Raw genomic sequence first — 12281 nt, forward strand, 5'->3', positions numbered from 1 at the left:
CCACCCAGGGCTCGGCGCGAGTCGGGCGTTATGGGATGATCGGCCGGTGACCCTGCTCACCTCCCCGCCGACGTTCACCGAGCCGCGCCCCTCCGCCCTCCTCCTGCTCGGCCAGGGCAGCGACCTGGCCTCCGAGCGCGGGGTCGAGTGCGCCGGCGCGCTCCCTGCCGCCTCCGACCCCGACCTGGTCGACCGGGCCCGCGCCGCCCGCGCCGCGCTGGGTGAGCAGGCGTTCGTGCTCGGGCACCACTATCAGCGCGACGAGGTCATCGACTTCGCCGACGTCACCGGCGACTCCTTCAAACTCGCCCGCGAGGCGGCGGCCCGGCCCGAGGCGGAGTTCATCCTGTTCTGCGGGGTGCACTTCATGGCCGAATCCGCCGACATCCTCACCTCCGACGCCCAGCAGGTGGTGCTGCCCGACCTGGCCGCGGGCTGCTCGATGGCCGACATGGCCGCCATCGACCAGGTTGAGGACGCCTGGGACGTGCTGGTCGAAGCCGGCATCGCCGAGGACACCGTCCCGGTCACCTACATGAACTCCACCGCCGCCATCAAGGCCTTCACCGGGCGGCACGGCGGCACCGTCTGCACCTCCTCCAACGCCCAGGTCGCCCTGCGCTGGGCGTTCGACCGGGTCGGCGGCGTCGACGGCACCGGCAAGGTGCTCTTCATGCCGGACCAGCATCTGGGCCGCAACACCGCCGTCCTCCAGCTCGGCATTCCACTGGACGCCTGCGTCGTCTACGACCCGCGCAAGCCGAACGGTGGCCTGACCACCCAGCAACTGCGCGACGCCCGGATGATCCTGTGGCGCGGGCACTGCTCAGTGCACGGCCGGTTCTCCGCGCAGAACCTGGTCGACGTGCGCGCCGCCGTCCCCGACGTGACCGTGTTGGTGCACCCCGAGTGCAAGCACGAGGTCGTCACCGGTGCTGACATGGTCGGGTCGACCGAGTTCATCATCAAGGCACTGGACGCCGCAGAGCCCGGGTCGTCCTGGGCCATCGGCACCGAACTCAACCTGGTCCGCAGACTGGCAGCCGCCCACCCGGACAAGCAGATCAGCTACCTCGACTCCACCGTGTGTTTCTGCTCCACCATGAACCGGATCGACCTGCCCCACCTGGTCTGGGCGATGGAATCGCTGGCCGAGGGCCGGATGGTCAACCGGATCGTGGTCGACGCCGATGATGCGCACTGGGCCCGGGTCGCCCTGGACCAGATGCTGGCGCTACCGGGGCTGTGAGATGACCACCAGGCACCCGCTGCGGGTCGGACTGTTCGCCTTCGACGACGTCGAGGAGCTGGACCTGGTCGGCCCCTACGAGGTGCTCGCCGCCTGGTCGGCAGTCTCCGCGCTCCGCCCCGAGGTCCTGGTCTTCTCTACCGACGGCAACGGCGTGCGCTGCGCCAAGGGCCTACGCGTGGTACCGGATTGCTCCCGCGAAGACGCCGACGACCTGCACGTGCTGCTCCACCCCGGCGGAAAGGGCACCCGACGCCTGGCCGAGGACACCACGCACCTGTCCTGGCTGCGCGCCCTGCGACCGATCACCCCACTCATGACCTCGGTCTGCACCGGTGCACTCCCCTACGCGGCCGCCGGTCTGCTCGCCGGACGACCGGTCACCACCCACTGGCAGGCCGTCGGTGAACTGACTGCCCTCGACCCCAGCGTGCAGATCGACACCGAGGCACGATTCGTGGACGACGGTGACGTGATCACCTCCGCGGGGGTGTCCGCCGGGATCGACATGGCGTTGCACTTGGTGGCCCGGCTGGAGTCGACGGCGGTCGCCCGCGAGGTGCGGCGCGCGATTCAGTACGACCCGGCCCCGCCGGTCTGAGCACACCGACGGCCCGGCACCCCCACCGGGGCACCGGGCCGTTCCGCGTGAAAATCAGTGCCCCAGACGGGACAGCAGCAACGCCTCCGCGAGGATCACCCGCTGCAACTCCCCCAGGTGCACCGACTCATTCGGCCCGTGCGCACGCGAGTCCGGGTCCTCGACGCCGGTCACCAGGATCGCGGCGTCCGGGAACACCTCCAGCAGGTCGGCGATGAACGGGATCGACCCGCCGATGCCGATGTCCACCGGGTCGGTTCCCCAGGCGTCAGCGAATGCCTGGCGGGCGGCCTGCATCGCGGCGGAGTCGGCCGGGGCCTGGAACGCCTTGCCGAGCTCGCCGTCGGTGACAGTGACGTGGGCACCGAAGGGGGCGTTCGCCAGCAGGTGCGAGCGCAGGGCCTCCAACGCGGCCTGCGGGTCCTGCCCGGGGGCGATGCGCATGGAGATCTTCGCGGTGGCCTTGGGGGTGATGGTGTTGGACGCGGTGGCCACCCGCGGGGCGTCGAATCCGATCACCGCGATGGTCGGCTTGGTCCACAGTCGGGAGCTGATCGGCCCCGAACCGGCGAGCTGCACACCGTCCAGCACGCCAGCGTCGGCGCGGAAGGCGTCCTCGTCGTAGTCCACGGTGGGGTCGTCCGCATGGTGCAGGCCGGCGACCGCGACGTTGCCCTGGTCGTCGTGCAGGGTGGCGATCAGCCGGGACAGCAAGGTCACCGCGTCGATCACCGGGCCGCCGAACATGCCGGAGTGGATCGCGTGGTCGAGCACCGCGACCTCGACGTCCAGGTCGACGAGCCCGCGCAGCGAGGTGGTCAGCCCGGGCACGCCCACCCGCCAGTTGGAGGAGTCCGCGACCACGATCACGTCGGCGGCCAGCAGGTCACGGTGGGTGTGCAGGAAGGTAGTGAAGGACGGCGAACCGACCTCCTCCTCCCCCTCGACAAAGACCGTCACACCGACGTTCAGGTCATCGGCGAGGGTGCGCAGGGCACCGACATGCGCGACGACTCCGGCCTTGTCGTCCGCGGCACCGCGACCGAAGAGTCGACCATCTTTCTCGGTCGGCTCGAAGGGCGGGGTCTCCCAGTCCGCGTCCGCGCCGGGCGGCTGCACATCGTGATGGGCGTAGAGCAGCACCGTGGGCGCACCGGCCGGGGCGGGACGCCGGGCCACGACGGCGGGAGCTCCGGGGGTGCCGTCCGGCCGCTCGACGGACAGGATCTGGACCTCGGGCATGCCCGCGCCGCGCAGCAGGTCGGCGACGGCCTGCGCGCTGGCGGCGACATGCGCCTGGTCGAAGTCGCTGTTGGAGACGCTGGGAATCCGGACCAGGTCCTCCAGATCGGAGCGGACACCGGGCCAGACCGCCTGCACGCGGTCCTGGAGAGCGGGAACGTCGGGGGCGGGGGTGGAGTCGGAGGCTGTCACGAGTCGCCACGCTACTCGACTACCCTGGTGGGGTGTTCGGACGCAGCAAGGACGATGACGCCGCCAACTCCCCGCAGGTCGAGCAGACACCGGCGGTGATCGAGGTGCCGGTCGGCAAGGGCCGCCCCACACCGACCCGCAAGCAGGCCGAAGCGGCCAACCGTCGCCCCCTGGTCCCCGCCGACCGGAAGGCCGCCTCCAAGGAGGCACGTGCCGTCCAGCGCGCCGAGCGGGAGAAGCAGTACCAGGCCATGCAGTCCGGTGACGAGCGCTACCTGCCGGCCAAGGACAAGGGCCCGGTCCGCCGCTACATCCGCATGTACGTGGACGCCCGCTGGAACCTGGGCGAACTGTTCCTTCCCATCGCGGTCGTGGTGCTGCTGGCCAACATCGGACTGTCCGCGATCAGCCCGTCGGCAGCGTTCTTCGCCCTGATCGCGCTGTACGTGTTCATCATCGTGATGATCGTGGACACGGTGATCATGTGGCGGAAGCTGAAGAAGAAGGTCCTGGCCAAGTTCGGGCCGGACTCCCTCGTGCGCGGCACGATGATGTACGCGGTCACCCGGGTGTTCCAGTTCCGCCGTGCCCGTCTGCCGAAGCCGCAGAACAAGCACGGTGAGTGGCCCGCCTGACCTGCTCCGGGCATGCGATGTCGGCGGGACGATTTAGGCTGCTGACATGGAATTCCGTCACCTCGGCCGCTCCGGCCTCAAGATTTCCGAGATCACCTACGGCAACTGGCTGACCCACGGCTCCCAGGTGGAGAACGACGCCGCCACCGCCTGCGTGCGTGCCGCCCTGGACGCCGGGATCACCTCCTTCGACACCGCGGACGTCTACGCGAACACCGTCGCCGAGTCCGTGCTCGGTGAGGCGCTCAAGGGTGAGCGTCGGCAGAGCCTGGAGATCTTCACCAAGGTCTACTGGCCCACCGGCCCCAAGGGTCCGAACGACACCGGTCTGTCCCGCAAGCACATCATGGAGTCCATCGACGGGTCGCTGTCCCGGCTCCAGACCGACTACGTCGACCTCTACCAGGCGCACCGTTACGACCACGCGACGCCGCTGGAGGAGACCATGCAGGCCTTCGCGGACGTGGTCCGCCAGGGCAAGGCGCTGTACATCGGTGTCTCCGAGTGGACCGCTGACCAGATCCGTGCCGGTGCCGCGCTGGCCAAGGAGCTGGGCTTCCAGTTGGTGTCGAACCAGCCGCAGTACTCCGCGCTGTGGCGGGTCATCGAGGGCGAGGTCGTTCCCGCCTCCGAGGAGCTGGGTCTGTCCCAGATCGTGTGGTCACCGGTGGCGCAGGGCGTGCTGACCGGCAAGTACCTGCCCGGTCAGCCGCTGCCCGAGGGCTCGCGCGCCACGGATGAGAAGGGTGGTGCCCGGACGATCAAGACGTTCCTGGACCGCCCCAACATTCTGGAGCGCGTGCAGGAGCTCAAGCCGGTGGCGCAGGAGCTCGACCTGTCGCTGGCGCAGCTGGCGGTGGCCTGGGTGCTGCAGAACAAGAACGTCGCCGCGGCGATCATCGGGGCCTCGCGTCCGGAGCAGGTCACCGAGAACGTGAAGGCCGCGGGTGTCACGATCCCGGCCGAGCTGATGACCCGGATCGACGAGATCCTGGGCGACGCGGTGATCACGGACCCGGCGGAGACGGCGAAGAGCTCGCCCGCCTCCCGCTGATCTGCCCGAAGGCCCCCACCGCGCATGGGTGGGGGCCTTCGTCATGCCCGGGCGGCGGGCGACGCACGTCAGGGAACACCTCAGGAGCCCGCGTTCCGGTGGGCGGCGGCGAGGGTCAGTCCGCAGGCGTTGGCACCCAGTGGTGATCGTGCACCGCGTCGGGCACTGCGGGACGTGCGACGAGCGGCACCTCGAACCGGGGCATCAGCCATTGCAGGATCGCGCCGATCGACACTCCGTACAGGACCGTGCCGACTCCCACCGTTCCGCCGAGCGCCCAACCGATCAGCACCACAGTCACCTCGATCCCCCCGCGGACCAGCGCCACTCTGCCTCCGGTGCGAGCCACGAGACCGGTCATCAGTCCGTCTCGGGGACCGGGGCCGAGCCGGGAACCGATGTAGAGCGCACCGGCCAACCCGTTCAGCACGATCCCGGCCAGCATCATCCCGACTCGGGCGATCAGCGGCAGGTGCGTCGGCAGCAGGGCGAGCAGATCGACGAAGGGATCGACCAGAACGCCGATCACGATCACGTTGGCGATGGTCCCGATGCCAGGCTTCTGCCGCAACGGGATCCAGCAGAGCAGCACCCCCACGCTGATGACCAGCACTGCGGTACCCAACGACCAGCCGAACTGGTGAGTCAGGCCCTGGCTCAGCACATCCCACGGCATCGAACCGAGGGCAGGGTGGACCACCAGGGCGATGGAGAACGCGTACAGCGTCAGTCCGATCAGCAGTTGAGCCCCGCGACGGAACCAGATCTGTGTCATGGACCCCATCTTGCGAGCGAATGGCCTTTCTTTCGATAGCCAATTGCGTCAGATTGGCCTGCATGTCACCACTCGCTGCCGACCGCAGAGTTTCCGGGACCCGGACCGCCGCCGTGCTGGGCAACTGGCGGCACCCCGGGCCGGCACACACCGCACTCTCCGACGCGCTGCGCCGTGCGGTGTTGGCGGGGTCGCTGCCGCTGTCCACCCGGATGCCCGCCGAACGCGAGCTGGCCACTGCATTGTCGATCTCCCGCACGACGGTCACCACGGCCTACGACACCCTCCGCGAGGAGGGATTCCTGCTCAGTCGCCAGGGCGCCGGCACAGTGACCGCGCTCCCCCGCAGCGATCGTGCGGCGTCAGCACCGATGGCGCTCGGCGGTGAGGAGATCGTGGATCTGTCCATCGCCGCGCCCACCGCACCACCGGAGCTCCACCGGGCTGCGCTGGCCGCCCTCGACCGACTGCCCGCACACGCCGACCACGGCTACGTCCCGCATGGTCTGCCCGGCCTGCGCGAGGTGGTCGCCCAGCGCTACACCGACCGAGGCACCCCGACCTCACCGGATCAGATCCTGATCACCACGGGAGCGCAGCACGCCATCGCCCTGCTGACCCGGACCCAGGCCGGCCCCGGTGACCGGATCGTGGTGGAGCAGCCCACCTACGTCCACGCTCTCGACGCGGTGCGCAGCGCTGGTGCCCGGGCGGTCCCCGTGCCGACCGGGCCAGAAGGGACCGACCTGGACCTGCTGGAGTCGACACTGCGCCAGGTCGCGCCACGGCTGGTCTATCTGATCCCGGACCACCAGAACCCCACCGGAGCCTGCCTGTCCACTGAAGCCCGCGCCGCCGTCCGGGACCTGGCCCGCCGGACCGGCACAGTGATCGTCGGCGACGAGGTGCTGACCGATCTGACCCTGGACGGCCCGGCACCGGACAGTTGGGCCGGGGACGGCCGCAACCCACGGGTGGTGGCGATCGGCTCGATGTCCAAGTCGCACTGGGGCGGGCTGCGGGTCGGCTGGCTGCGCGGACCGGCCGAGCTGACCACCCGTCTGGCTCTGGCCCGGCGCAGCACAGATTTGGGCACACCGGTGCTGGACCAGCTGATCGCCGCCGAGCTGCTCAGCGCGGGACCGGGGGCGGTGCCGAGCCGGATCGAGCAGCTCCGGGCGAACCGCGACCTGCTGGTGCGACTGCTCCGGGAACGACTGCCTGACTGGCGGTTCACCGTGCCGCGCGGTGGCCAGTGCCTGTGGGTGGACCTGGGGGTTCCCGTCTCCTCGGCCCTGAGCGCGCTGGCACTGGCGCACGGGGTCCGGGTGGTACCCGGACCGGCGTTCGGCGTCGACGGCGGGATGGAGGACCGGCTCCGATTGCCGTTCACCGCCCCAGCGCAGGTGCTGGAGCGAGCGATGGACGGGTTGGTGTTGGCCTGGGCCGCGCTGACCGGTGGCGGTATGCGGGCACTGAACCTCCCGCCGGGCCGCGGAGCCGTGACAGTCTGACCGCGCCCGGAGGCCATCGTCTCCCGGATCGTCTCTGCCCATGCGCTCCTGTTGGACCCCCGACGGGATGCAGCCCTGGTCGACGCCCTGCGCCGCTGAGGTCCGATACCCGCCAGACCCGGCGCACGTCCAGCTGGTGAGCTGGGCACATGACAGCCTCCACCTTTCGCGATCTGCACCGACCCGGGCACCCACTACGGCTGGTGAACGTCTGGGACGCGGGTTCCGCCATCGCTGCTGAGCGGGCCGGAGCCGCAGCGCTCGGCACCACCAGCGCAGGTATGGCCTGGGCGCTCGGCCTCCCCGACGGCGACCATCTGACCAGCACCCTGCTGTTGCCCGTGGTGCGGCGGATCTGCGCGGCGGTACGCATCCCGGTGAGCGTCGACCTGGAGTCCGGCTACGGCCGCACCCTCGGGGCGGTGCGACACCTGGTGCGACGGGTAGCAGAGGCGGGGGCCGCCGGGATCAACCTGGAGGACGGGACCCGGTCGCCCGCTCAGTTCGCGGCCCGGATCGCCGCCGCCACATCCGCCGCACCGTCGATCTTTGTCAACGCCCGGACCGATGTCGTGCTGCGTGGACTGGTACCGGCCAAGGACCAGCTGGCAGAGCTACGGCGACGCGCGGCGCTGTACCGAGACGCGGGTGCGGACGGACTCTTCGTCCCCGGGTTGCTGGACCCAGACCTGGTGGCTGAGCTGACCGCGACCGTCGATCTGCCGGTGAACGTGATGGCGGGCCCGGGCGCGCCATCGGTCGCGCGGCTGGCCGAGGCCGGGGTGGCACGGGTCAGCCTGGGATCGTCCACGGCGCAGGCTGCGCTGTCTCTTGTCCGGCGCTCGACCGAGGACCTGGTGACCGCCGGGGTCTACGACGCGGCGACCGACATCGACGACTACCGCACAGTGGACGGCCTGTTCAGTCGGTGACCGGGGCGAAGGTCATCCGCTCCGGCACCACCGTCAGGTCGTGCACCGCTCCGATCGCCTTCTCCCGCTCGCGCAGCTGCGCCCGGGCCGCGCCCTGGTCGCGCAGCGCCCGCCAGTGCAGCCCGAACCACTCCTCCGCGTCGAACTGCGCGGTGAAGGTGGGCGAGACCGGTCGGTCCAGCGCGGTGCCGTCGGCGTCGGTGAACCGCCAGCGCCAATGCGGGGCGAGGTCGTTCATGCCGCCAGCTCCTTGGCGATCCGGGAGGCCCAGAACGGGCCCTGGTAGATGAACCCGGTGTAGCCCTGCACCAGGGTCGCCCCGGCGTCCAGGTAGGCGCGGGCGTCCGCGCCGGTGCTGATCCCGCCGACACCGATGATCACCGGATCGGGGCCGAGCCGGTCCCGCAGTCGACGGACCACGGCCAGTCCGCGGTCCAGCACCGGCGGACCGGACACGCCGCCGGGGCCGAGGTCGTGGGCGATGGTGGTGTTGACCGCGACCACCCCGTCCAGCCCCAGCTCCAGGGCCAGGTCAGCGACCGCATCCACGTCAGCATCGGCGAGGTCCGGGGCGATCTTCACCAGCAGCGGCACCCGGGGTCGTCCGGCGGCGGTGGTGGCCTCGTCGGCGGCGGCGCGGGTGGCCTCCAGCACGGGGCGCAGCGACTCGACCGATTGCAGGTCGCGCAGCCCCGGGGTGTTCGGCGAGGAGACGTTGACGACCAGGTAGTCGGCGTAGGGTGCGAGCCGCTCGGCGGAGGTGGCGTAGTCGTCGGCAGCGTCCTCGACGGGAGTGACCTTGGTCTTGCCGATGTTCACGCCGACGACGTACGACCGGCCCGCCGGGGTGCTGCGCAGCGCGCGCAGGGTGCGGGCGACCGCCACCGAGCCCTCGTTGTTGAAGCCCATCCGGTTGCGCAGGGCCTGCTGGTCGATCATCCGCCAGAGCCGGGGCTGCTCATTGCCGGGCTGTGCCTGGGCAGTGACGGTGCCGACCTCGACGAATCCGAAGCCGAGCATGGTCAGGCCGGGCACCCCGACGGCGTCCTTGTCGAAGCCCGCGGCCACACCGAAGGGTGAGGGGAAGGTCCGACCCAACGCCTGGACCCGTCCGCTGGCCGGTGGTGCGAACACTGCGGCGATCGCCCCCCGAAGCCCGGGGATGCGGGCGGCGAATCGGATCAGCGCGAAGGCCCAGTGATGGGCCTGTTCGGGATCGAGGCGGGCGAAGACCAGGCGGAACAGGAGGCCGTACACAACCCCCAACCTAGTCGTTCGCGGAGTCATCCTGACGGGACCTTCCGGTGCGCCACAGCCAGGCCAGGCCGAGGAACGGCAAGATCAGCGGCACGAACCCGTAGTCACGCCCGAAGAGCGACCACACCGTGGCATCCGGGAAGTCCGCGGCATCGACCACGGTGAGCACCCCGACGGTCAGCACACCGACCAGCTCCACGCCGACCGCGGCCCAGGCGACCGGTCGCCAGTCCTTGGCCAGCGCAAGGGTGGCGACGATGTAGATCACCCCGGCGACCACTGACAGCGAGTAGGCCAGCGGCGCGGCATCAAATTCCCGGATCGCCTGGCTGACCCCGCGGGCGGTGGCGGCCAGGGCGAACAGGCCGTAGACGGCGACCAGCACCCGTCCGGGCCCGGTGGCGGTGGGTGTGGACATCAGTTCCCCCAGGTCTGAGCGAGACGGAGCTGCAGGAAGGCCACGGCGGCGGCGGCGATCAGCAGCACCACCGAGGACCAGCGGCTGCGCTCGGCGAAGGCCCAGAGCGCGGCGGCGGGCAGCAGGACGAGCTGGGTGACGACGTAGCTCCAGAACACCGCGGGCTCCGCGGGGACACTGCCGGTCGCATGCTTCACGCCGGCGACGGCCGCCTGCACCAGCATCAGGCCCTCGACCACGGCACCGCCCCATAGCTGGCGCAGGATCACGGCACGGTCCCGGAGGGCGAACCAAGCGGCCCACAGTCCGAGGGCTCCGGCGGCCAGGGCAACCAGAAGAGTCAGTGGCGGCGTCACGGGGCTCGACGGTACCCGCACGGAGACTAGGGTTGGACCCGTGCCCCGAGTGACGTTGACCTCCGCGAACCCCGCCCGCCTGTCCGCCGACGCTCTGATCGTCGCGGTCGCCCAGACCGGAGAGGGCCGGCCACCGCGCCTGCTCGCCGCCGACTGGCTGCCCGCCGACCTGGCGTCGAGCCTGACCGATCTGGCCACGCCGCTGGGCGTGACCGGTGCCGTCGACCAGGTCCGCACTGTTCCCGCCGCTGGTGTGAAGGCGAAGCTGGTCGTCCTGACCGGTGTCGGCGCACTGGACGACGGTGCGTCTGCCGAGCCCGAGGCCCTGCGCCGGGCCGCCGGTGCCGCGCTGCGTGAGCTGTCCGGTGTGACCTCGGTGGCTGTGGCGCTGCCCGCCGCCGACGCCGAGCAGGTGGCCGCGGTCGCCGAGGGCGCGCTCTTCGGTGCCTACACCTACACCCGGTACCAGACCGGCGATGCGAAGCCCGCCGTTGCGGAGATCGAGATCGTCACCCCGCGCGCCAAGGACAAGGCCGCGACCGCGGCACTCGCCCGCGCCGAGGTGGTCGCGGCCGCCGTGCACGGGGTGCGCGACCTGGTGAATGCCGCACCGAACGACCTGTTCCCCGCCGCCTTCGCTGATGCTGCCAAGTCCGCGATCAAGGACGCCGGTGCCAAGGGCGTGAAGCTGTCCGTGCTGGACGAGAAGCAACTCGCCGCCGGCGGCTACGGCGGTCTGGTCGGCGTCGGTCAGGGGTCGGTGCGTCCGCCCCGTCTGGTCAAGGTGTCCTACACCCCGTCGCGCGCCAAGGCGAAGGTGGCGCTGGTCGGCAAGGGCATCACCTTCGACTCCGGTGGCATCTCGATCAAGCCCGCCGCCGGGATGGACGCGATGAAGTCCGACATGGCCGGGGCCGCCGCCGTGCTGCACACGGTGATCGCCGCCGCCCGGTTGGAGCTGCCGGTCGCGGTGACCGGGTGGCTCTGTCTGGCCGAGAACATGCCCTCCGGCAGCGCCCAGCGCCCGTCGGATGTCATCACGATCCGGGGCGGGAAGACGGTCGAGGTGCTGAACACCGACGCCGAGGGTCGCCTGGTGATGGCCGATGGTCTGGTCGCCGCCGTCGAGGAGAAGCCGGATGTGGTGCTGGACATCGCGACGCTGACCGGTGCGCAGCTGGTGGCGCTCGGCCCCCGGGTTTCTGCGGTGATGGGCACCGATGCGGTGCGTGGCGAGGTCGTCGACGCGGCCGCCGCCTCCGGTGAGCAGTTCTGGCCGATGCCGCTGCCCGCCGACCTGCGTCCGGGCCTGAACTCCAAGGTCGCCGACATCGCGAACATCTCCGACCGGTTCGGCGGGATGCTGACCGCGGGGATCTTCCTGCAGGAGTTCGTCGGGTCGACGCCGTGGGCGCACCTGGACATCGCCGGTCCGGCCTTCAACGAGAAGGCCCCCTTCGGCTACACCCCCGCGGGTGGCACCGGGGTCGGCGTGCGGACCCTGCTGGCGCTGATCGAGGGTCGCGCCGGCAAGTGATCGGCTGACGACGAAGGGCCGCTCCCCCTCGGGGTAGCGGCCCTTCGTCGTGGAACAGGTCAGACGTCGCGGCGGGCCGCGCGCTCCTTGGCGGCGCGCTCGCGCTCGATCCGCTGCCGGGTGTTCCAGTCCCGCACTCGCTGCGGGTAGCCGGTGCGCTGGACGTCGTAGACCGGGATGCCGAGTTTGCGCGCGACCTCCCCCGCGGCCTTACCGTCCGGCACGCGACGTCGGGTCCACTCACCGTCGGTCGCGACCAGCATGATCGTGGTCTGGGTGACATAGGTCGCGGGCTCGACATAAGCCTCGACGCCGACCCGGCTGCGCACGAACTCGGCGAGGTGGTCGACGGTGGCCTGCTGCGCGGCGCGGCCGGTGGGCTCAGCGCTGGGGGCAGCATCGTCACGGCGTCCGCGACGGCGGGAGAACAGACCCATGCCGAGAGGGTAACTGGGCGACGCTGGACGTCGGCTAGACGACCCTCCACAGAATCATGGGATGACTGTACCGAGAATCACA

At 70.8% G+C, this 12281-nt stretch carries 14 protein-coding genes; 7 read left to right on the top strand and 7 right to left on the bottom strand.

The genetic code is table 11. From position 1 onward, the window contains the following. Positions 1 to 46: 46 nt before the first annotated feature. Complete coding sequence (gene nadA, locus AB0N78_RS02650; protein WP_363385471.1) at positions 47 to 1249, top strand: quinolinate synthase NadA; 1203 nt, start codon at positions 47 to 49, stop codon at positions 1247 to 1249. Between the two features lies 1 nt (position 1250). After that, positions 1251 to 1850 carry a DJ-1/PfpI family protein gene (locus AB0N78_RS02655; RefSeq protein WP_363385474.1) on the top strand — a complete coding sequence of 200 codons (600 nt, stop codon included), beginning with the start codon at positions 1251 to 1253 and terminating at the stop codon, positions 1848 to 1850. A gap of 54 nt (positions 1851 to 1904) precedes the next feature. On the opposite strand, the gene AB0N78_RS02660 is transcribed toward AB0N78_RS02655, so the two are convergent. Further along, positions 1905 to 3284, bottom strand: coding sequence for a dipeptidase (locus tag AB0N78_RS02660; RefSeq protein WP_363385476.1), 1380 nt, complete (start codon positions 3282 to 3284; stop codon positions 1905 to 1907). Positions 3285 to 3316: 32 nt separating this feature from the next. Between AB0N78_RS02660 and AB0N78_RS02665 the strand changes: the two genes are divergently transcribed. Continuing rightward, positions 3317 to 3919, top strand: coding sequence for a DUF3043 domain-containing protein (locus tag AB0N78_RS02665; protein ID WP_363385479.1), 603 nt, complete (start codon positions 3317 to 3319; stop codon positions 3917 to 3919). A 46-nt stretch (positions 3920 to 3965) separates the two neighbouring features. Continuing rightward, positions 3966 to 4973 (top strand): aldo/keto reductase family protein, encoded by a 1008-nt coding sequence (locus AB0N78_RS02670; RefSeq protein ID WP_363385481.1) that lies wholly within the window; start codon positions 3966 to 3968, stop codon positions 4971 to 4973. Between the two features lie 115 nt (positions 4974 to 5088). On the opposite strand, the gene AB0N78_RS02675 is transcribed toward AB0N78_RS02670, so the two are convergent. Continuing rightward, positions 5089 to 5748: a hypothetical protein gene (locus AB0N78_RS02675; RefSeq protein WP_363385483.1), complete on the bottom strand. Its 660-nt coding sequence runs from the start codon at positions 5746 to 5748 to the stop codon at positions 5089 to 5091. Positions 5749 to 5810: 62 nt separating this feature from the next. Between AB0N78_RS02675 and AB0N78_RS02680 the strand changes: the two genes are divergently transcribed. Then, complete coding sequence (locus AB0N78_RS02680) at positions 5811 to 7262, top strand: PLP-dependent aminotransferase family protein (RefSeq protein WP_363385485.1); 1452 nt, start codon at positions 5811 to 5813, stop codon at positions 7260 to 7262. A gap of 149 nt (positions 7263 to 7411) precedes the next feature. Then, on the top strand, positions 7412 to 8194 hold the full coding sequence (locus tag AB0N78_RS02685) for an isocitrate lyase/phosphoenolpyruvate mutase family protein (RefSeq protein ID WP_363385487.1): 783 nt from the start codon (positions 7412 to 7414) through the stop codon (positions 8192 to 8194). Here AB0N78_RS02685 and AB0N78_RS02690 read toward each other — a convergent pair. The 4 genes from AB0N78_RS02690 to AB0N78_RS02705 are packed head-to-tail and all read right to left on the bottom strand — an operon-like array spanning position 8184 to position 10225. Beyond that, entirely contained in the window at positions 8184 to 8432 is a 249-nt protein-coding gene (locus AB0N78_RS02690; protein WP_363385489.1) for a hypothetical protein, read from the bottom strand. The two genes, AB0N78_RS02685 and AB0N78_RS02690, sit on opposite strands and share 11 nt — an antisense overlap. After that, entirely contained in the window at positions 8429 to 9451 is a 1023-nt protein-coding gene (locus AB0N78_RS02695; RefSeq protein ID WP_363385491.1) for a quinone-dependent dihydroorotate dehydrogenase, read from the bottom strand. The genes AB0N78_RS02690 and AB0N78_RS02695 overlap by 4 nt, the downstream gene beginning before the upstream one ends. Before the next feature lie 10 nt (positions 9452 to 9461). After that, on the bottom strand, positions 9462 to 9869 hold the full coding sequence (locus tag AB0N78_RS02700; RefSeq protein ID WP_363385494.1) for a hypothetical protein: 408 nt from the start codon (positions 9867 to 9869) through the stop codon (positions 9462 to 9464). Further along, on the bottom strand, positions 9869 to 10225 hold the full coding sequence (locus AB0N78_RS02705; protein WP_363385497.1) for a hypothetical protein: 357 nt from the start codon (positions 10223 to 10225) through the stop codon (positions 9869 to 9871). Before AB0N78_RS02705 ends, AB0N78_RS02700 begins: the two co-directional genes overlap by 1 nt. A 40-nt stretch (positions 10226 to 10265) precedes the next feature. On the opposite strand from AB0N78_RS02705, the gene AB0N78_RS02710 reads away from it, so the two are divergent. Next, complete coding sequence (locus AB0N78_RS02710; protein ID WP_363385500.1) at positions 10266 to 11762, top strand: leucyl aminopeptidase; 1497 nt, start codon at positions 10266 to 10268, stop codon at positions 11760 to 11762. A gap of 59 nt (positions 11763 to 11821) precedes the next feature. On the opposite strand, the gene AB0N78_RS02715 is transcribed toward AB0N78_RS02710, so the two are convergent. Next, the gene (locus AB0N78_RS02715; RefSeq protein WP_363385503.1) at positions 11822 to 12199 is read right to left on the bottom strand and encodes an oxidoreductase; all 378 of its coding nucleotides are present in this window, start codon (positions 12197 to 12199) and stop codon (positions 11822 to 11824) included. Positions 12200 to 12281 lie beyond the last annotated feature (82 nt).

This window comes from Cellulomonas sp. NPDC089187 (genome assembly GCF_040685135.1).
GTDB lineage: Bacteria > Actinomycetota > Actinomycetes > Actinomycetales > Cellulomonadaceae > Cellulomonas.